Source organism: Synechococcus sp. N32, assembly GCF_900473895.1.
In the GTDB taxonomy this organism is placed as follows: Bacteria; Cyanobacteriota; Cyanobacteriia; order PCC-6307; family Cyanobiaceae; genus Parasynechococcus.
On the sequence record NZ_UCND01000011.1, the window covers coordinates 515,779 to 534,005 of the forward strand.

The 18,227-nt window shown below is 62.9% G+C and carries 17 protein-coding genes, 1 tRNA gene and 1 pseudogene; 8 read left to right on the forward strand and 11 right to left on the reverse strand.

The genetic code is table 11. The features are described from left to right. Positions 1 to 24 precede the first annotated feature (24 nt). Together ntcA and rph are read right to left on the reverse strand one after the other, a co-directional pair. Positions 25 to 741 (reverse strand): global nitrogen regulator NtcA, encoded by a 717-nt coding sequence (gene ntcA, locus DXY35_RS06280; RefSeq protein WP_006850810.1) that lies wholly within the window; start codon positions 739 to 741, stop codon positions 25 to 27. Between the two features lie 58 nt (positions 742 to 799). Then, positions 800 to 1,543 (reverse strand): ribonuclease PH, encoded by a 744-nt coding sequence (rph, locus tag DXY35_RS06285; RefSeq protein ID WP_115081566.1) that lies wholly within the window; start codon positions 1,541 to 1,543, stop codon positions 800 to 802. 145 nt (positions 1,544 to 1,688) lie between these two features. On the opposite strand from rph, the gene DXY35_RS06290 reads away from it, so the two are divergent. Next, positions 1,689 to 2,288 carry a cob(I)yrinic acid a,c-diamide adenosyltransferase gene (locus DXY35_RS06290; protein WP_115081631.1) on the forward strand — a complete coding sequence of 200 codons (600 nt, stop codon included), beginning with the start codon at positions 1,689 to 1,691 and terminating at the stop codon, positions 2,286 to 2,288. Beyond that, complete coding sequence (gene dcd, locus DXY35_RS06295) at positions 2,288 to 2,881, forward strand: dCTP deaminase (RefSeq protein ID WP_006849961.1); 594 nt, start codon at positions 2,288 to 2,290, stop codon at positions 2,879 to 2,881. Before DXY35_RS06290 ends, dcd begins: the two co-directional genes overlap by 1 nt. 10 nt (positions 2,882 to 2,891) lie before the next feature. Here the strand turns inward: dcd and thyX are convergent, their stop codons facing one another. Together thyX and DXY35_RS06305 are read right to left on the reverse strand one after the other, a co-directional pair. Beyond that, positions 2,892 to 3,614: an FAD-dependent thymidylate synthase gene (gene thyX, locus DXY35_RS06300; protein ID WP_114988139.1), complete on the reverse strand. Its 723-nt coding sequence runs from the start codon at positions 3,612 to 3,614 to the stop codon at positions 2,892 to 2,894. A 44-nt stretch (positions 3,615 to 3,658) separates the two neighbouring features. Next, positions 3,659 to 4,234: a thioredoxin domain-containing protein gene (locus tag DXY35_RS06305; RefSeq protein ID WP_115081567.1), complete on the reverse strand. Its 576-nt coding sequence runs from the start codon at positions 4,232 to 4,234 to the stop codon at positions 3,659 to 3,661. 63 nt (positions 4,235 to 4,297) lie between these two features. Here DXY35_RS06305 and DXY35_RS13100 point away from each other — a divergent pair, with 63 nt between their 5' ends. Beyond that, the gene (locus DXY35_RS13100; protein WP_244272945.1) at positions 4,298 to 4,801 is read left to right on the forward strand and encodes a hypothetical protein; all 504 of its coding nucleotides are present in this window, start codon (positions 4,298 to 4,300) and stop codon (positions 4,799 to 4,801) included. A gap of 87 nt (positions 4,802 to 4,888) precedes the next feature. Here DXY35_RS13100 and DXY35_RS13185 read toward each other — a convergent pair. Next, positions 4,889 to 6,568 (reverse strand): annotated as a pseudogene (locus tag DXY35_RS13185) (transglycosylase SLT domain-containing protein); the annotation flags it as partial. 348 nt (positions 6,569 to 6,916) lie between these two features. Here DXY35_RS13185 and glmM point away from each other — a divergent pair. After that, complete coding sequence (glmM, locus tag DXY35_RS06320) at positions 6,917 to 8,311, forward strand: phosphoglucosamine mutase (RefSeq protein ID WP_115081568.1); 1,395 nt, start codon at positions 6,917 to 6,919, stop codon at positions 8,309 to 8,311. Here the strand turns inward: glmM and DXY35_RS06325 are convergent. From DXY35_RS06325 to DXY35_RS06340, 4 genes are read right to left on the reverse strand one after another with little or no spacing between them, the layout of a single operon-like run. Continuing rightward, positions 8,298 to 9,251, reverse strand: a complete 954-nt coding sequence (locus DXY35_RS06325) for a BadF/BadG/BcrA/BcrD ATPase family protein (protein WP_115081569.1) — start codon at positions 9,249 to 9,251, stop codon at positions 8,298 to 8,300. The genes glmM and DXY35_RS06325 overlap by 14 nt on opposite strands. Next, positions 9,248 to 10,564, reverse strand: coding sequence for an IctB family putative bicarbonate transporter (locus DXY35_RS06330; RefSeq protein WP_115081570.1), 1,317 nt, complete (start codon positions 10,562 to 10,564; stop codon positions 9,248 to 9,250). The genes DXY35_RS06325 and DXY35_RS06330 overlap by 4 nt, the downstream gene beginning before the upstream one ends. Before the next feature lie 9 nt (positions 10,565 to 10,573). Beyond that, positions 10,574 to 11,278, reverse strand: a complete 705-nt coding sequence (gene trmB, locus DXY35_RS06335) for a tRNA (guanosine(46)-N7)-methyltransferase TrmB (protein WP_115081571.1) — start codon at positions 11,276 to 11,278, stop codon at positions 10,574 to 10,576. A gap of 24 nt (positions 11,279 to 11,302) precedes the next feature. Continuing rightward, complete coding sequence (locus DXY35_RS06340) at positions 11,303 to 12,598, reverse strand: FIST N-terminal domain-containing protein (protein WP_115081572.1); 1,296 nt, start codon at positions 12,596 to 12,598, stop codon at positions 11,303 to 11,305. 69 nt (positions 12,599 to 12,667) lie between these two features. On the opposite strand from DXY35_RS06340, the gene DXY35_RS06345 reads away from it, so the two are divergent. Together DXY35_RS06345 and DXY35_RS06350 are read left to right on the forward strand one after the other, a co-directional pair. Next, the gene (locus DXY35_RS06345) at positions 12,668 to 13,279 is read left to right on the forward strand and encodes a DUF3177 family protein (RefSeq protein ID WP_115081573.1); all 612 of its coding nucleotides are present in this window, start codon (positions 12,668 to 12,670) and stop codon (positions 13,277 to 13,279) included. Next, on the forward strand, positions 13,279 to 13,572 hold the full coding sequence (locus tag DXY35_RS06350; protein ID WP_115081574.1) for a hypothetical protein: 294 nt from the start codon (positions 13,279 to 13,281) through the stop codon (positions 13,570 to 13,572). The genes DXY35_RS06345 and DXY35_RS06350 overlap by 1 nt, the downstream gene beginning before the upstream one ends. On the opposite strand, the gene ileS is transcribed toward DXY35_RS06350, so the two are convergent. Both ileS and DXY35_RS06360 read right to left on the reverse strand, forming a co-directional pair. After that, positions 13,557 to 16,481, reverse strand: a complete 2,925-nt coding sequence (gene ileS / locus DXY35_RS06355; protein ID WP_115081575.1) for an isoleucine--tRNA ligase — start codon at positions 16,479 to 16,481, stop codon at positions 13,557 to 13,559. The genes DXY35_RS06350 and ileS overlap by 16 nt on opposite strands. Before the next feature lie 27 nt (positions 16,482 to 16,508). Then, positions 16,509 to 17,003, reverse strand: coding sequence for a Ycf66 family protein (locus tag DXY35_RS06360; RefSeq protein WP_115081576.1), 495 nt, complete (start codon positions 17,001 to 17,003; stop codon positions 16,509 to 16,511). Between the two features lie 54 nt (positions 17,004 to 17,057). On the opposite strand from DXY35_RS06360, the gene DXY35_RS06365 reads away from it, so the two are divergent. Beyond that, positions 17,058 to 17,139: transfer RNA gene (locus DXY35_RS06365), tRNA-Leu, on the forward strand. Positions 17,140 to 17,193: 54 nt separating this feature from the next. Then, entirely contained in the window at positions 17,194 to 18,225 is a 1,032-nt protein-coding gene (crtR, locus tag DXY35_RS06370) for a beta-carotene hydroxylase (RefSeq protein WP_115081577.1), read from the forward strand. The last annotated feature ends 2 nt before the right edge of the window (positions 18,226 to 18,227 follow it).

Below are 18,227 nucleotides of genomic sequence, written 5' to 3' on the forward strand. Positions count from 1 at the left end.
TGCACAAGTCGGGCGATGGAAGGCCTAGCTGAAGCGTTTGGCCAGCGCGATCGGATCCAGAACGGTGATTTTCTTGCGGTCAATCTGAACCAGACCGGATTGACGCAAGTCTCCCAGCAGACGCGTGATTGTGACGCGTGTTGAGCCAATTGCTTCAGCGATGGCTTGATGGGACAGGCGCAGGTCGATGGTGATGCCCAGCTCATCTGCCACGCCGAAGTCCCTGCAAAGCACCAGCAGGAAGCTCACCAGTCGGGATGACATGTCCCTATGGGTGAGGGTTTCAATCATCGTCTCGGTCTGCAGAATCCGGCTGGAGAGACCCTGAAGCAAGCGCAGGCCAACGCTGGTGTCTGCTTCGATGGCGGCCTTCACGGAGGTCGCTGGTGCCGTCACCATTTCGACCCGGGTGAAGGCCACAGCGTGATAGAAGCGGTCGGACCGTTGGCCTGTCAGCAGTGACAGCACCCCGAAGAGGCTGTTCTCGCGGAGCAGGGCCACGGTGATCTCTTCTCCCGATTCGTAGACGCGGGACAGACGAACGGCCCCCCGGCGGATCAGATACACCCGTTCTGCGGGATCTCCAGGGAAAAAGATGGTCTTGTTGCGATCCACCAGTTCACTGCTGGCGCCATCGAGATCCCGGATGATCTCCAGCAGAGAACGATTGGCGGGCTCTGCGCTGGGAGCTGGAGCCACCATCTGCGGGGCGTATCGGCTGAAACCTCGGCTACTGGTCATGACAACCCCCTGGTGTGGCGAAGTTACGGAGCCGGCGGTGGCCGCCATGTAGCGGTTATTACGTAACGCTGCTGTGCTCGTTGAAGGCCTGGCGTTGAGCCTGCATTAGGGATGTCAATCCCGGCTCTGCTAAATCCAGCAGCTCATTGAGTTGGCTGCGACTGAAGGGCGCACCCTCCGCAGTTCCCTGGATTTCCAGCAGACGGCCATCGCCGGACTGCACAACGTTCAGGTCCACCTCGGCTCGGCTGTCTTCGCTGTAGTCCAGATCCAGCAAGGCCTGGCCATCAACCAAGCCCACGGATACAGCCGCCACCTGATCGATCAGGGGCGATTGCTCCAGCACTCCCTGGTCCACCAGTGATCGGCAGGCTTGGTCCAGGGCGAGCCAAGCCCCGGTGATCGAGGCCGTCCGGGTGCCGGCGTCCGCTTGGATCACGTCGCAGTCGATCAGCAAGGTGCGCTCCCCTAAGCGCTCCATGTCGATCACGGCGCGCAGGCTTCGGCCGATCAGCCGCTGAATTTCCTGGGTGCGACCCGAGAGTTTCATCAGCTCCCGTGATTGCCGCTGTGGGGTGGATCCGGGCAGCAACCGGTATTCGGCGCTGAGCCATCCCAATCCTTCTCCCTTGCGCCAGCGGGGAACCTTGTCCTCCAAGCAAACGCTGCAGAGAACAGCGGTTCGGCCGGTGTGAACCACAAGGGAGCTCAAGGCAAACCCCATGGGATTCCAGGTCACCGAGAACGGTCGCAACTGCTGCGGGCGACGGCCATCAGTGCGTTGTTCAGGGGATTGGCTCATCGGTGGTGTGCAGTTCGTCAAGCCTCGCAGGCGGTTGGTTCTCGCCCTGTCCAAACACCATGGGTGGTGTCAATCCCCTTGTGGAATGTGATCTCGCCGCTACATTCAAGGTCTCGCCGGGGTCGCCCGGACAGATGCTTCCGTGATGACCACAAGCCTCGCCGACCCCCAATCCTTCCCAAATTCCCTGGATCGGGATCAGCAGGCCTTGCAACGGGCGGGCCTGAGGCCCTTGCCTGCCGTCACTGATCCGCCACCCCTACATCTGGTGGCTCCCGAAGGGCAGCTGCAAGTGCATACGGCGCCTTATCGAGGCAGTTTCGCCAGTGTTCTCAGCCAGGCCATGCGAGCTGCCGGCTTGGGCAGTCGTGTTCTGATCAGTCAGTTCCTTAAAGGGGGCGTGCAGCAGGGACCGGCCGGCCGGGTGCAGCTCTGCGGAGGCCTCGTCTGGCTGCGGCCGGAAGTGCCCCTCTGCCTCTCCTCGCCGGGGCATCCCGGTGGTGCGGAGGCGGTGGCTGAGGTTTGGTCCATCTGCCGTCAGCATCTGATCCAGGGAGATCTCGACCAGCTGGTGTTGGATGAACTCGGCCTTGCCGTGGCCTTCGGATACCTGGATGAGGCGGACGTGATTGCAGCCCTTGAGCAGCGGCCCGCTTCGATGGATGTGATCATCACTGGACCTGCAATCCCCGCCGGTGTGGTGGAGATGGCAGATCAAGTCACGGAGTTGCGCCGAGGTTTCTGATGCTCAAGTGCGATCGCTGGATCACTGAACAGGCCGGGCAGGGAATGATCGAGCCATTCCAGAGCGGTTTGGTCCGTCACCTGGAGCCCGAGCAGAAGCTGCGGCCAGTGCTGAGTTTTGGTTGCTCCTCCTACGGCTACGACCTACGCCTTTCTCCCCAGGAATTTCTGATCTTCCGGCATGTTCCAGGCACGGTGATGAACCCCAAGCGGTTCAACCCGGCCAACCTCGAACCCACTCCCCTTCATGAGGATGAAGATGGGCGATATTTCATTCTCCCGGCCCATTCCTATGGCCTCGGTGTGGCCCTGGAGAAGTTGAGGGTTCCCCCCAACATCACCGTGATCTGTTTGGGCAAGAGCACCTATGCCCGCCTTGGAATCATCGTGAACACCACCCCGGCAGAAGCGAGCTGGGAGGGTCACCTCACCCTTGAATTCAGCAACAGTTCTGGTGCTGACTGCCGCATCTATGCCGATGAGGGCATCTGTCAGCTGCTGTTTTTTGAGGGTGATCCATGTTCGACCACCTACAGCGATCGACAAGGCAAGTACCAGCACCAACCGGAACGGGTGACGCTGGCCAAGGTCTAGTTCTCTCTGATTAGGGGGCCAAACGCGCCCGGTGCAGCCTGCTCTTCTCGTACCAGGCTGCAAATTCAGGGGCCCACTCCACCATGTGGGGCCACATCAGATCACAGAGCTGGCGGATCTCCAGCTGGGCATCGAGCTTGGCCCGCAGGTCCATGAAGTGCAGGAACGCCCGCAGGCTGAAGCTCACCACAAAATGCTGGCGGTAGTCGAAGGGAAGGATGCCGCGGGCGTGCTCCTCGGAGAAGCCCGCCCTGAGCAGATCCCTGTAGCGCTCGGCGGCGCTACGGCAGAGATCAAGATCCTGTTGGCGTAGTGCTTCGGTGTAGGCGTATTTCTTGCCCTGCCGATCGCTGTACTCGCCGATGGGCCGCAGATAGAACACCTCTTCCAGGTCCAGGGCCCCATCCGCTGCACGGCAGATGCGTTCACCGGTGTAACGCATCGACTGCACATCGAAGCTCACCCCAACCCGGTGGGTGCGGGCCTGCTGCATCACCGAGTGCGGGAACCAGCCCACGTTCAGCACGATCTGCGCATGCTCCATAGGGCCGTAGTGGCCGCGCTCTCCAGACAGCAGGCGTTTCACACAGATCTCTCCAGCCCGCTGCTCATCGGGCCAGTTGGCACGATCTCCGGCCACGAATCCTTCGCTGTAGTCCTGATGCATGGCGGCGTACACGCATTGCTGCGGGTTCGGCGTAGCTGCGATCAGATCGACCCGAAAGCGGTCCATGGGAGCGTCAGAGTGACGAGTTGTGGTGATCATGGCGAGGCGTGTCAACCATGGCTGCGGGGTCCCGCGTTGGCTGGGCTCGAGGCCCCTGCCACCGCGTTGTTCGCAGAGGGGGGCGTCAGCAGTTGGCTGACGTTGCCGACGCCAGGCAAGGCCGGCAACGGCTGATTTTCAAGCAGAGCTGTGGTGAGCAGCTGGAGTTCCTCAGCGCTGCGCAAGCCGAGGGATCGCCCCTTGGCTTCCCCCTCAGCGTTGAACAGGTTCAACTGGGGAATGCCGTTGACGTCGTAGCGATCAACCAGATCTTGCCAACGGGGGTTGTCGACGTTGACCAGAACAACATCGAGTCGATCTCGCGATTGCTTCTCCAAAGCCAGCATCGAAGGTGCCATCTCTCTGCAGACCTGGCACCAATCGGCGTAGAACTCGATCAGCGTTGGGCGTCCGTTGGTTAACGCTGTTTGTGGGTCGAGGGATCGTCTCGCCAGCTGCTCCATCGGACTTTCGCTCTGAATGCCTCCGCGTAGGACAACCAGGCCCATGGCCAGAGCTACCGCAATCAGCACCAGCACCCATCGCTGCGCTGTGCCCAGGGGCGAAGACTCCGGGGTGCCTGTCATCGCACGTCAACCGCAGCGATCACTCTGGCAGCTCCTTCGAAAGGCCGCCGCTACCTTGACGCCATGCCAATTCTGCGACTGCTAAGCCTTCCGGTTCGGGCGCCGTTGCTGACGGTGCTGTTTCTCGTTGCGGTTGTGCTCGGCAACCATTGGCAGATTGTTCAGCCCTCCTTCACGTCTCTCAATGGCGTGAGTGCGGCCTGGTTCTGGTGTCTCGTGCTGCTGCAGACCCAGGTGGTTGTCATCTTCTGCACCATGCCCGATCTGCTGTTGCGCCAGGTGTCGTTGCTGATGGCGTCGAGCCGGGTGATGACGTTGGTGGTCACGCTGCTGGTGGTGATCACCGGTGGCATCTATCTGCTGAAGCTCAATGTGCTCACCGACGTGTTGATCCTGGCCTCAGCCGTGCTCTTGGCCAGGCTCGATCTCATCCGCATCGGTGTTCTGCCCGCCGCCGGGATCTGCCTGCTTCTGATGAGTTTGGTCGTGATCGCTGGCATCGTCGCCGGCACGCTTCTGCCCCATCCCAGCGCCAGTCTCGTTGCAGAACGATTGATTGCCGCCTAGGTAGCCGAGCAGATTGTCCAGCACTTTCTTGGTGTAGAAGCGTGTTTCCGGGTAGGGAATGCGTTCCACCCAGAGTGCATCGTCGTCTTGATCCGAGGGTTGTGCCCAAGAGGCCACAGCACCAGGCCCGGCGTTGTAGCTGGCAATGCTGCGAAAGGGGTCGCTTTCCCATTGCTCCAGCAAGTGGTTGAGGTAGCGCGCGCCCAGTTCGAAGTTGTCGGCGGGATCCTTCAGCATCAGCGTGCTGGTTGGTGCGTCAGCCATCTCTGTGGCTGTGGAGGGCATCAATTGCATCACGCCTACAGCCCCAGCAGGGGAGACGACACCAGGAGCAAAGCGTGATTCCTGTTTGGCGATCGCTCGCAGCAGATTGGCCTGAACGCCTGCTTGCTCTGCCGCTGTCTGTATCTCAGCTTCGAAGAGGCGAGGGAATTGGCTGCGATGCAGGAGAGTCCGTTGATGGCAGCTCGGATTACGCCAGCGGAGGCTGAGCCACCAGAGCTGGTCCAGTCCCATCCAGGTGTCCCCGATGGCGAGGCGCAGCCTGCCTTCGGCGAGACGTTCTTCAGGTGGCGGCGGGACTGCAGGGTCTGCCTGGGCCTGCCAGGCCTCCCAGGCGGCGTGCACCTGGCCCAGGCGCCAAAGCTCGTTCACCAGGCGGTGATGGCTGTTGAGCGGTTGCCAGGCTGGCGGCTCCTGCTGCGGGTCTGGGGATCGCAACGCCAGGGGTTCGGCCACACCCAGGTGCTCCATGGCGCGCCAGCGGTAGTAGCCCCCCGGGAAGGCCCCGATCAGGCGGCGCCAGCTGCGTTCTGCCTTTGTCGTTTCGCCGAGTTGCTTGTGGCTAAGCCCCAACCAGAACAGCCGCCGCGTCTCCAACGGTGGAGGCAGGGGGCCATTTTTATCGGGGCGTTCCAGCAGGGCACGGGCACGATCCCAATCTCCAGCCAGAAATGCCTCGCGGGCGAGGTCCCATTGCAGTTGCCAGATGTCGGGGTCGTTGGGCCAGCGGCTCAGGGCGGCATCCGCCCCATCGCCGCCGGCGAGTCGCACGCGAGCTGCTGCAACAGCGGCTGAGCGCTCCTCAAGGGCAGCCGGAAGCGCATCCAGAACCCCAGGCTGGGCATCGAGCGGTTCGCTCAAGATCCGTGCTGCTTCAAGGCTGGCGGGGTGGTTTGGGTGGTTCTGCGCCAGGGTCAGCAGCCGGGCTGTGCCTGCATCAGGGTCGCCATGCAGCATCAGGGAACGACCGATGGCCAGCTGGGTCTCAGGGGAGGCCTCAAGCTCCTGAAGACAGGTCACTGCGGTGTCTGCATGGCCTTGTTTTGCCAGTGCTTGCGCCAAGGTTTGGCGTTGGTCGGGTTGAGGTGCCCGCGCCCCCGTGGCCTCGCAGGCGTCACGCATCAGCCCAAGGGCGCCGGCTCGGCGCGCATTCCAACGGGCCAGGTGCAAGGCGCCTTGATGGCTTGCTAGCGCTTCGGAGCCATCCCGAGCCGCCAGGGTCAGTGCTGCGGGGTGTGCGGGTTGCTGTTGGAGCAGCTGCTGATGAAGAACGGGATTGTTGTTGCCAAGCGCCAATCGAGCCCAAGCGGAGCCGGGTGCTTCGGGAAAGCGATCCAACAGGCGCTGCCAGGTCTCAGCAGCGTCCGATGGCTTGCCCTGCGTGGCAGCGGTGAGGGCTGCCCGTTCGAGCACCACGGCCGCCATCGGATCGCGCCCCCAGCCTTGGCCATGGAGCAGTTGCGGTGACCCATCCCTCGCCACCATCAACAGGGCGGCCTCTCGACGGGTCTGCGGATCGATGGCCCAGCGGTAGTGCTGCCAGAGCCTTGCCTGCGAGATCTCAGGCGTGAGGCGCTGATGCTGCTTGTTCAGAAGCAGCTGCCCGCCCCATGCAGCCAACCCACTGAAACCAGCAACCGAAAGCAGCAGCAGCGTTCCGATTCGCGGCCCTGCCTGCACACCCAACCTTGAACTTGTTTCATTCTGATGCTTCAAAGAGAGTTGGCGAGCCTTTGATCGCCTGTGGGCCGTGGAGGGCAGAGCTGCACCTGTCACGTCCCTGGGAATCAGCCTCAGAGGTGCTTCCTATGGTGCTGTCCACGATTGAGACCCATGGTTCAAGAGGCGTGCTCCCCGATCGGCCCCGCTCTCGGTGACGCTGCGCCAGGGTTTGGGACCGATGGAATCCGTGGGCTCGCCGGCACGGTTCTCACCCCCGCTCTATGTCTTCAGGTGGGCTATTGGGTCGGTCGGGTTTTGCAGGCGGAAGGTCCTGTTCTGATCGGGATGGACTCCCGGACCAGCGGCAGCATGGTGGTTGCTGCCCTGACGGCCGGCTTGACGGCCGCTGGTCGCGATGTGTGGACCCTTGGGCTCTGTCCGACGCCGGCGGTTCCGTTGTTGATCCGCCAGCTGGGGGCCGCCGGCGGCCTGATGGTCTCCGCCAGCCATAACCCCCCTGCAGACAACGGCATCAAAGTGTTTGGGGCCGATGGCGCCAAACTCAGCGCGTCCCGTCAAGCCCAGGTGGAAGCCGGTCTGCAGGGGCAGACGCCCATGGCTGAGCAAGCAACATTCCGCTGCGGTGTGGCGCGATCCAGCGCCGATCTCCTGGATGGCTACAGAGAGGTGTTGCAGCAATCGGTGGCTGAACGGCGACTGGATGGCGTTCCCATCGTTTTGGACCTCTGCTGGGGATCCGCGACGGCGTGCGGTGCCGATGCCTTCCGTGCCCTGGGGGCTGATCTCACCGTGCTCCATGGGGAACCCGATGGCTCCCGCATCAACGTGGCTTGCGGGTCAACCCATCTGGAACCGCTGCAACGGGCTGTGATCGAGCGCGGAGCGGCGATGGGTTTTGCCTTTGATGGTGATGCCGATCGGATGCTGGCGGTGGACGGCCGCGGCCGGATCATCGACGGCGACCACGTGCTGTTTCTCTGGGGATCCGTGCTGCAGGAGCAGCAGGCGCTCCCCGATCAGCGGTTGGTGGCCACTGTGATGTCGAACCTTGGCTTCGAGCGTGCCTGGCAGCAGCGGGGCGGCACCCTTGATCGCACGCCGGTGGGAGATCAGCACGTCCATGCCGCGATGGTGGCCAGTGGCGCGGGCCTCGGTGGAGAACAATCCGGCCACATCCTTTCCGCCTCCCATGGGCTGTGTGGCGATGGTGTTCTGACCGCCGTTCAGTTGGCCACCTTGTGCCATGCCCAGGGCATCAGCCTCAGCGATTGGTTGGACCGCAGTTTTCAGGCCTACCCGCAGAAATTGGTCAATGTGCGGGTGATCGACCGTTTGCGCCGTAAGAACTGGAGCGCTTGCACTGCTCTCACCGACGCCATTGCTTCAGCGGAGCAGTCGATGGGTGAGACCGGTCGCATTTTGGTGCGGGCCAGTGGTACAGAGCCCGTCTTGCGGGTGATGGTGGAAGCCGAGCAGTCGGACGCTGTGGAGCATTGGACGGGGCATCTGGCCGCCGTTGCCGAGGATCATCTCAACGCGGCCTGAGGCTTAAGCCCGCGGCCATCAAGAGGGCGCCATCACAGGCATCGCCCCTGGCTTTGCCCCATCGGGCTTCGGGAATCGACTGATGGATGGCCTGTTGCACGGCTGTGCGGAACCCCTGGAGACGGGTGACGGCTCCTCCATGGCAGACCACCAGGGGGGAGCGCAGGGAAAGCTGCTGGGCCACGGTGCTGATGCAGCGGGAGAGGGCTGCTGCCGATCCCTGAACGATCTCCTCCGCGCCAGGGCAGTTCTTGGCTGCGGCTTCCACCACCAGTGGAGCCAAGGCTGCAAAGTCAGCCGTGCCGAAGTCCTGCTGCACCACCCGGGCTTTCACTGCGGCGTGGCTGTCGCAGCCCATCTGATTCCAGATCTGCAGGCGCAGCGGATGGTCGGGCAGGCGTCCATCGGCCATGCGCAGGGTCAGCTGCAATCCCTGGTGGCCCAGATCAAAGGCCGAGCCGGCTCCATCGAGCAGCCATCCCCAGCCGCCACAGCGGTGTTCATGGCCCTTCTCGTCTCGGCCCAGCACGATCATTCCGGTGCCGCTGATCGCCAGGATTCCTGCGCCTTCAGGGATCGCACCTCGCAAGGCGGTGCGTTCGTCTCCAGTGACCAGCACCTTGGTCAAGCCTGTGTCATCACCGATGGCCAGGGCTTGCCCCACCAAACGTTCAGCACGCTGTTGCAACGCTGTTCCGTGTTCGATGCCGCTGGCTCCCACAACGGCCGCCTGGATCACGCCATCGGGATGATTTTTCAGGGCCTGTTGCGCACTGGTGCTGATCGCCTCGAGGAAACGACGTTCACCCTGGGGGGCATCCAGGTGGCTGACTCCGGGGCCCTCGCCTTCTCCAACAGGCTGGTGCATGTCGTTCTGAACCACGCTGAGGCGGCAGCGGGTGTGCGTCTGTCCGGCATCGAATCCAGCGAGCAGTCTCATGATTCCCTGGGTCGACTCACCAGGCTGGCAAGAGCAAACCAGCCGATCAGCTGCACTTCGGGGCGGAAGAAAATTGTGTCGGTGCTGCCCTGCATCAGCAGGCCAGCGATGGCAGCGAGGCTGGCGATGGATGCCAAAGCGCTTGGAGCATCGGCATTGAGCTGCTTGAGGCCCTGCCTCAGGCAGCTGGCCAGCAATCCCAGGCAGGCCAGCAGCCCGGGAATGCCGGTTTCCACCAGGATTTCCAAGGGAACGGAGTAGGCACTGAGGGCGTTGAACTTCGGTTGCTGATACAGGGGATAGATGCTGTTGAACGCCGTATTGCCAGGGCCGATGCCCAGCCAGGGACGGTCTTGCACCATCTGGATGGCCGCCATCCAGACGTTGATGCGGAAGTTGTTGGAACTATCCCCCCGTCCCGCCAGCAGGCTGGTGATGCGCGTGCGGATCGGATCGATCTGGGTGGCCGCCACCACAAGGCAAGCGGCTCCAACCAGCAGCACGGCCAGAGGCACAAGACGTCTCCAAAGCGGAGGCCAGTGGCGTGTCCAGCGCAGCAGCAGCAACAACAGCAGCACGGCACCGGCAGCAACCATTCCCAGCCAGCCGCCGCGGCTGTAGGTGAACAGCGTGGCTGTTGATGCCAACACCAATGTGGTTCCGGCAAACAGCTGGGCTCCCACCCCACGCCAGCGCACCAGTGCGATCGCTGCGAAGGGAATCAGCGGCAGCAGGTAACCCGCCAGGAGGTTGGGGTTTCCCAGGGGGCCATAGATCCGAACGGTGCCGGCACTGATGGAATTCGGATCGGCCCAGCCCGCCAGTGCCTCGCTGGAGGCATACAGCTGTCGCAAAGCCAGAACACTGCTGAAGAGGCCGCCACTCAGCAGTCCGGCGATCAGCCAGTTCCACCATCGGCTGTTGCTCAGCAGCAGCTTGCAGAGCAAGGCATAAACGCCCAGGTAGCTGAGCAGTTTGATCAGGCCTTTGCTGGCGGCGATTGGAACTGGAGAACACCCCGTGGCCACAATCGCAATGGCCAGAAAAAGCATCAGCCAGCGCGAGATGGTTCCGACTCGCTGAGGTGGCGGACTGCAGAGGCACCAGAGCAGCCACAGAACGCCGCAGGCTGCAATCACCAGGGCCAGGCCTGTGCGTGTGAAGAAAGGAAGACCCGTGAACAAGGCCAGCAGCAGGAGTCCCGCCAGCCTTTCAAGGCGTTTCGGCACCGCCTGATCCGGAGTGATCACCCCCTGCCAGCGCACCAACAGGGCCCCACTGCTTGCCGTCTGGGTTGCATCCGCAGAGGCCATCGTGGGGCTTCAGGTGGTGAGTGCTTCCGCCGGATTATCGATCTCCTGCCAGCGCTGTTCCAGATCTGACACGGAAGGAAGTGGATTCTGGTTCCGGCGATAGAGCACCCGGTAGACGGGGAGGTTTTGCTCAAGCACGTAGCGCTCCCGTTCCGTGGGAACCGAAAGCGGGTTGCTGGCGCGCCAGGGACGTTGGTCCTCGGCGGGGCGGTCGAAACAGTCGCTGAGTTCGGTGAGAGCCACCATCGGCTCAATTACGTCCAGAACATCGCTCTGCAGAAACAGCTCACGGCCGGGCTGCAGGGCTGTTGCGATGGCGAGCAGAAGCGCCGGCTGCAGGACCCGGCGCTTGTGGTGCCTGCGTTTGAACCAGGGATCGGGGAATTGGATCGAGACCCGCTGCAGTCGGTCCTGCCTCAGGGCCTTCATCCAGCCTTCCAGGCTGATGTTGGCGTTGCAGAACAGGATCCGAACATTGCCGTGCTCCGAGGCGAGCGCGTCTTGATCGGCAGACGTCACCAGCGGTCGGCGGATTTCAACGCCGAGATGGTTCCAGTGGGGATCACGCTCGGCCAAGCCCAGCAGGCAGCGTCCACGGGCGCAGCCGATATCAAGGTGGATCGGCTGATCAGGAACGCGAAACAGCTGCTCGGGTGGTGGTAATTCCAGCGGCAACTGGAAGAAGCTGCTGAGGGGATTGACGTGCTGACGCAAGGTTCTGAAGCGGTGCGATCCGGTTCAATCGAGATTGTCAGAGCCACTGCCGGAGGAGCTGTCGGGGTCCTTGCGCAGCAAGCCCCAACAGGCGGTGTAGCCATGCAGATGTGTTGTCCCGCCGACGGGTCCGATCTCACCGTTGCAGAACGCTCCCGCCACAGGCAGGTCTGGCATTAGTTGACGCGCCAGGCTGATGTCGCCATCGGCTCGACCAAACAGCCCCTGCCCCCGTCCCAGGCAGGCCATGAGCAGTCCGAAGTGGACCGTGTCGTCAGAATCAGTTGTCGCTGCCGTTAGCAGGGCAACGGCTTCGTCCTGGGAGGCCGTTGCTTCGCGCAGGTGAAATTGCACGTTTTGGCCGGCGCGCACCCGCTCTGCAACGGCCACGGCGCCATTGTTGGGATCGACTCCGATCAGGTTGCGGATCAGGAAGGCACTCGCTTCCGAGGCTGCTCCGTTGGCGTTCAGCCGCAGGCTGCTACGTTCCACACCGAGGAACAACGAGTGACGCACCAGTTCGCGCTCCCGTTCGCTGAGGTCCGCCAGAACCCGTTGCAGGCAATTGATGGGGCTGGCCTTGGTGCTGCCATCACTGAGTTCCAGCAACACGTTGCGCTGCACCTGCTCGATTGAGAAGACCGGGCCGATGGGGCGGCATCCCTGGGCCACAACGGTTTCGAGCCGCCAGCTTCCCCCGATGGAACACACCACTGCGCCGGTGACGACCTGGTCATCCAGCAGCAACGATCCGTGCGGGCTGTTGTGGGGTGCTGCGATGCCGCCAATCTTTTCGGCACTCGGATAGGCGTAGTCCAGCCCGCTGATCAGGTCATTGATTCCACTGCTGGTGGGGTCGATCAGCAGGATCTGGCTGCGGGCAGCCTCGGGGGTGATGCCAACCCAGTCTTGCCATTGCTGGGCGGCTCCATCCAGATCAGGCAGCTCCTCGATGCTCAGGTGTTGAGTGGCGATCGATGCCCCCGGCAGGGAGAGCAGCGTCACGCTCAAAGCAGGTGTCTGCTCCAGTTCCGCGGCGCTTCCGTCGCCGCGGGTGCCCACCACGCCGCCACCGGTGCATCCGATCCAATGCTTCGCGCTGATCTGGGCGCGAAGCATTGGTAGCAGCCGCGGCAGGTCGGTGGCGTAACCCGTGGAGGTGAAGACTAGGGCGAGATCGGCTTCGCCCTTGGATCGGCCCAGTTGCTCGACCACATCCCTTACGGCTTCATCCAGGGACGCTTTGCCAGACAACCCTGTCCGGCAACTGGCTTCAGCGCCCCCGGAGCGAAACCAGCTGAACGGTGCGAACGGTGCCATGAAGCGGACCTTATCAACCCTGGAGCACAGCTCGGGACGTTGATAATGGCGGCACTGTGACAGTCCCCAGTGAACGAGCTCACGTACCGCGCTCTGGTGTGGCTGACCTATCGCCTGGCCGCCACCTTCGCCGTTGGCGTGCCTCTGGTCCTGTTGATCTGGTCGTCCTGGCGTCGCGAGCCGTTGGTGCTTCGGCTGCTCGGGATCTATTGGAAAGTGGCCAGCCTGATGGCGATCAGCCTCTTGCTGCTGACGGATCAGCGGCCCTTGGGCTACGCCATGGCGGTTGTCGCACCGGTGTTGATGGTGATCAGCCTGTGGTTCTGGGTCGACATCAATGAGGAGCTGGCCGACCAGCCGCTCTGGCGTCCGCTGCCCCTTGCCGTGAAGGTGTGGCGTTGGGCATTCAGTGGGTTTGCTCTCATCAGCCTGGGCATGAGCGTGACGGGTTTGGGCTGCATGCAACAGCTGGAGTCCCCGGCATGCCTCACCTGGCTGGAAGCTCCTCAGGGCATCCATGGTCTTGCGGCCACGGTGTTCAATTTTCTGTTCGGTGGTTTGTGGACCGAGGCCGTTGCTGCCTTTGTGGGGTACGTCGCCCTGGTGGCTTATCTGGCTGGTTTGCTGCAGTGGCTGTTGGTGCGTTTGCCCCGTTACGGCCGCGTGGCGGGGGATTTCTGATGACTGACCAGGCGCTGGTTCAGGCCCTGGAAGAGCGAACGCGTGTTCAGCCCCAGCGAGTTGTCCGCCTACGGGGTCAGGTCGTGGATGAGCCGTTTGAGTTGCTGATCTTCCGTGGGTTCAGCAGCAGCACCACCCATCCAACCGCCTTTGACCCTGATGCCTCCGTTCTCCCTGAGGGAACCAGCCTCGATGAGGCTGAGCTGCTGCAGGGGCCCTTGTCGCCAGGTCAAGAGGTTGTCCTGGCTGGACCGATGCCGCCGAACGATCTCCTGGCTCAGGCCAACTGGTGAGTCCGGCGTTCCAGAACCCCAACACAGCGCCCACAGATGTGGGGATGTTCCGGGTGCTGACCCACATCCCCCTCGTAGTGCCAGCAGCGCTCGCATTTGGTTCCCCGCGCTCGGCTCACCTCGATCGATGCGAGCTCGTCGTCCTGGCTGGCCAGCACTTCGGCCCAGGGCTCGCCGCCAATCTGCAGTTGTGAGACCAGCAGCCAGTCCCGCAGACCGTCTACCTCGGGATCCCCCGTCTCACTCAGCCAGGAGAGAGCGGCCTGGAGTTCCGGACGGCGGGCGTCAATCCGTACGGCTGCCTCAAGCGACGCGCCAAGTTCCTGACGGCCGCGGCAATCTTCAAGCACTTTGTTGACGGCGGCGCGGAGCTCCCGCAGCTCTTGTACCGGAGCGCTGAGAGCAGCATCACGCCACTCGGTTGGGACCTTCGGCCAGCCGCGGTGGAAGACCGATGTCTCCTCCACGGGGTAAGGCAGGTTCTGCCAGATGTCTTCGGCCATGTGGCACAAGACAGGGGCGATCAGTCCGGCCAGGCGTTCGATGATCAGGGCCATCACGGTCTGGCAGCTGCGCCGGCGCTGGTCGGCGGGGGCACTCACGTAGAGCCTGTCCTTGGCGATGTCGAGGTAGAAGTTCGACAGATCGGTGACACAGAAGTTCTGCAGCAGCTGGAAGAAGCGGAAGAACTCGAAACCTTCGAAGGCTTCTGTGATGTCGTCCATCACCTCGGCCGTGCGCTGCAGCATCCAGCGGTCCAGCAACGGCAGTTCCGCAATCGGGATCGCGTCGGTTGCCGGATTGAAGTCGTGCAGGTTGCCCAGCAGATAGCGGCTGGTGTTGCGCACTTTGCGATACACATCGGCCAGCTGGCGCAGAATCCCCGCTCCGATCGGCACATCGGCGGAGTAATCCACCGAGCTCACCCAGAGCCGCAGCACATCGGCGCCGTAGGGCGGTTCCTGTTTCTGGTTCTTGCCCCCCTCGATGATCACCATCGGGTCGACCACGTTGCCGAGGGATTTGCTCATCTTGCGGCCCTTCTCATCCAAGGCGAAGCCATGGGTGAGCACCCGCTTGTAGGGAGCGTGGCCATTCACGGCAACAGAGGTGAGCAGTGAACTCTGGAACCAGCCGCGGTGCTGGTCGGACCCTTCCAAGTACAGGTCGGCGGGATAGCTCAGGTTGTCCCGCTGGCTGGCGACGGCAGCCCAGCTTGAGCCGGAGTCGAACCACACGTCCATGGTGTCGGTGCCCTTGCGCCACTGATCGGCCTGGTCGGCGTAGGCGGGCGGCAGCAGATCCGCTTCGTCTTTCTCCCACCAGACGTCGGCACCGTGCTCGGCGATCAACGCCTGGATGTGCTCCAGGGTGTCGGCGTTCAGCAGCACCTCGCCGTTGCTGCGGTGATAAAAGACGGGAATCGGCACCCCCCAGGTGCGCTGACGGGAGATGCACCAGTCGCCCCGCTCCTTGACCATCGATTCGATCCGGTTGCGACCGGAGGCAGGGGTCCACTCCACGGCGGCGATCGCATCCAGGGCCTGTTGACGGAACCCTTCCACGGAGGCAAACCACTGTTCCGTGGCTCGGAAGATGGTGGGTTTCTTGGTGCGCCAGTCGTAGGGGTAGCGGTGGCCATAGGCCTCCTGCTTGAGCAGGGCCCCGGCGCACTCCAGCGCCTCAATGATCTTGGGGTTGGCATCCTTGAGCACATTCAGGCCCGCGAACGGCCCGGCCTCGTCCGTGAGGTTGCCGGCTTCGTCCACAGGGCAGAGCACCGGCAGGCCGTTCTTCTGGCCGGTGTGGAAGTCGTCGACGCCGTGACCAGGTGCGGTGTGCACGAGGCCTGTGCCTGATTCGGTGGTGATGTAATCGCCTCCGATCACCACCGGACTGGTGCGATCCAGCAGCGGGTGGCGGTAGGTCAGCCCAGCGAGCAGAGCACCTTTGACGGTGGCGCGCCGGCTCAGTGGGCGCGCCAGGGTGCCTCTCAGCGTCTCGATCAGATCGGCAGCCACCAGCAGCAGTCGGCCTTCACCGTCGTCGGCCAGGGCGTATTCGAGCCTTTCATTCACCGACACCGCCAGGTTGGCCGGCAGCGTCCAGGGGGTGGTGGTCCAGATCGCCACCTGCAGGGCCTTCCCAAGGGCGTCCGTATCCGTGGGCAGGTCCAGGCCCTCGGCCTTGAGTGCATCCCGCAGCGCCGCTGGAAGCTCCACGGCTGGGAAGGCGGCGTAGACGCTGGGACTGGTGTGGCCGTCGGGGTACTCCAGTTCCGCTTCGGCCAAAGCGGTGCGTGAACTTGGGCTCCAGTGCACTGGTTTCAGACCCCGGTAGATGTGCCCCTTGAGCACCATCTCGCCAAACACCCGAATCTGAGCCGATTCGTACTCCTTTTGCAGAGTCAGATACGGCTCCTCCCAGTCCGCCCAGATGCCCCAGCGCTGGAAGCCTTTCATCTGGCCATCCACCTGTTTGCGGGCGTAGGCGGCAGCCTTTTTGCGCAGCTTGATCGGTGTCAGCGCCTTGCGCTGCTCCTGATCCATCGACTGCAGCACCTTGAGCTCGATCGGCAGACCGTGGCAGTCCCAGCCCGGTACGTAGCGCACTCGCCGCCCGTTCAGTACCTGATATTTGTTGATGACGTCCTTCAACACCTTGTTGAGGGCATGCCCCATGTGCAGCGCACCGTTGGCGTAGGGCGGGCCGTCATGGAGGGTGAAGGTTGGGCCGCTGTTGTTCAGGCCCAGCTCGCCGTCGATGCCGTGGTCTTTCCAGAAGCCCTGCAGTTCAGGTTCGCGTTGGACGGCATTGGCGCGCATGCCGAATCCCGTCTGCAGCAGATTGAGGGTGTGTTTGTAGGAGGGGCGTTCCTCAGCGGCGGCGTCGCGCGTCTCCTTGCTCACGGGGTCCCTGCTCTGGCCTCGGGATTATCAGTCTTCGCCCTCTGGAGATGTGACCTTGGCGGCTTCGGCTGATTCGGTGTCGCTTGCGTCAGTGGTTTCGGGGGACTCGGGACGCACCCATTTTTTGCCCGTAACCCCTGATTTCCCGGCCGGTTTGAGTTGTTTGGCAATGCCGCTGATGCCTTCGCCCACTCGGCCCGTAGTGATCAACAGTTGTTGAAGGCTGGTGCGCCAATGATCGAGCGAGGTGAACCGCTGCTGCTCGGTTTCGCTGAGGCTGTTCCAGCGGGCCTGTCCGACCTCGGATCCCAAGCGTGCGATCAACAGGCCGGCGCAGAGAACCGCCAGCATCGGCGCTCCCCGTAGACGGTCTGTGCTGGTGACCAGAACGAGACCCAGCAGCAAGACCACCGCGCCCCAAACACCATCGCGGGGACGACTGAGTTCAACGGCCAGAAGGGGAAGCAACAGGAGTGCCAGGCCGAGCAGGAGGCAGAGATCGCCGCTGAGGGTCGCAAGCATCCGAGGTGTGGCGGTCTGCTCCCATTCTGGTGCGATCTCTAAAGTCGGGGCGTTGCCCACCTGGCGGAATTGGTAGACGCGCTGGTTTTAGGTACCAGTGGCTTTGGTCGTGGGGGTTCAAGTCCCCCGGTGGGCATTCCTTTCCCTACCGTGGTTCGGGATCGTTACAGACCTGTTGCCTGACCTCCGGATGCATCAGAGCACTGCTCAACAACAGCAGCCTCGTCCGGTCGGAATGGGCTATCGCTCGGTTCCGCGCGAATTCGTTGACCCGCCGGCCTTCTGGAACCCCACCGTTGGCCTCTTCCTAGGCGGTTATGCCCTGGCGGCTCTGACCATCTGGGGCTGGTTTGTGGCGGCCTTGCCCCTGCCGGTGCTGCTGTGCACGGGCTTTCTTGCGCTGCATCTGGAAGGGACGGTGATTCATGACGCCTGCCACAACGCAGCCCATCCCAATCGATGGATCAACCAGGCCATGGGCCATGGCTCGGCGCTGTTGCTCGGGTTCAGCTTTCCCGTGTTCACGCGGGTGCATCTTGAGCATCACGCCCATGTGAATGACCCGAAGAACGACCCGGACCACATCGTCAGCACGTTCGGGCCGCTCTGGCTGATCGCCCCGAGATTTTTCTATCACGAGTGGTTTTTCTTTCAGCGTCGCCTCTGGCGCCGCTGGGAGTTGATGCAGTGGGGGCTGGAGCGCAGCATTTTTGTGGTGATTGTGCTGGCGGCGGCACGCTTTGACTTCCTGCCGTTCATCTTCAACTGCTGGTTTGCCCCTGCCCTGATGGTGGGCGTGACGCTGGGTTTGTTCTTCGACTACCTCCCGCATCGGCCGTTCACCTCCCGCAATCGCTGGACGAACGCCCGGATCTATCCAGGCAGGCTGATGAACTGGCTGATCATGGGGCAGAACTATCACCTGGTTCATCACCTCTGGCCATCCATTCCCTGGTTCGAATACAAACCGGCCTACGAGGCCACCAAGCCTCTGCTCGATGCCAAGGGATCTCCCCAACGGTTGGGCATTTTTGAGACCCGCCGGGATGGTTACAACTTCCTCTACGACATCCTTGTGGGCGTGCGCAGCCACAAGCGCCGCAGCGGGAAGATGAGGCGCGCAGCCCGTTTCATGCCCGGTCGGGGGCTGCGTCGCCACTGGCTCGGTTTTGTTGATCGCATCGCGATCAAAACCGAGCCCAAGCGTTGGGTGTCCCGCTGATT

Bases quoted from the DNA above. Each gene is read 5' to 3' on its own strand.
- rph (WP_115081566.1), bottom strand. From the start codon at position 1,543: ATGAGCCAATCCCCTGAACAACGCACTGATGGCCGTCGCCCGCAGCAG.
- DXY35_RS06305 (WP_115081567.1), bottom strand. From the start codon at position 4,234: ATGACAGGCACCCCGGAGTCTTCGCCCCTGGGCACAGCGCAGCGATGG.
- crtR (WP_115081577.1), top strand. From the start codon at position 17,194: ATGCATCAGAGCACTGCTCAACAACAGCAGCCTCGTCCGGTCGGAATG.
- DXY35_RS06360 (WP_115081576.1), bottom strand. From the start codon at position 17,003: ATGCTTGCGACCCTCAGCGGCGATCTCTGCCTCCTGCTCGGCCTGGCA.
- DXY35_RS06340 (WP_115081572.1), bottom strand. From the start codon at position 12,598: ATGGCACCGTTCGCACCGTTCAGCTGGTTTCGCTCCGGGGGCGCTGAA.
- glmM (WP_115081568.1), top strand. From the start codon at position 6,917: ATGGTTCAAGAGGCGTGCTCCCCGATCGGCCCCGCTCTCGGTGACGCT.
- thyX (WP_114988139.1), bottom strand. From the start codon at position 3,614: ATGGACCGCTTTCGGGTCGATCTGATCGCAGCTACGCCGAACCCGCAG.
- DXY35_RS06330 (WP_115081570.1), bottom strand. From the start codon at position 10,564: ATGGCCTCTGCGGATGCAACCCAGACGGCAAGCAGTGGGGCCCTGTTG.
- DXY35_RS06325 (WP_115081569.1), bottom strand. From the start codon at position 9,251: ATGAGACTGCTCGCTGGATTCGATGCCGGACAGACGCACACCCGCTGC.
- ntcA (WP_006850810.1), bottom strand. From the start codon at position 741: ATGACCAGTAGCCGAGGTTTCAGCCGATACGCCCCGCAGATGGTGGCT.
- DXY35_RS06290 (WP_115081631.1), top strand. From the start codon at position 1,689: ATGACCACAAGCCTCGCCGACCCCCAATCCTTCCCAAATTCCCTGGAT.
- DXY35_RS13100 (WP_244272945.1), top strand. From the start codon at position 4,298: ATGCCAATTCTGCGACTGCTAAGCCTTCCGGTTCGGGCGCCGTTGCTG.
- dcd (WP_006849961.1), top strand. From the start codon at position 2,288: ATGCTCAAGTGCGATCGCTGGATCACTGAACAGGCCGGGCAGGGAATG.
- DXY35_RS06350 (WP_115081574.1), top strand. From the start codon at position 13,279: ATGACTGACCAGGCGCTGGTTCAGGCCCTGGAAGAGCGAACGCGTGTT.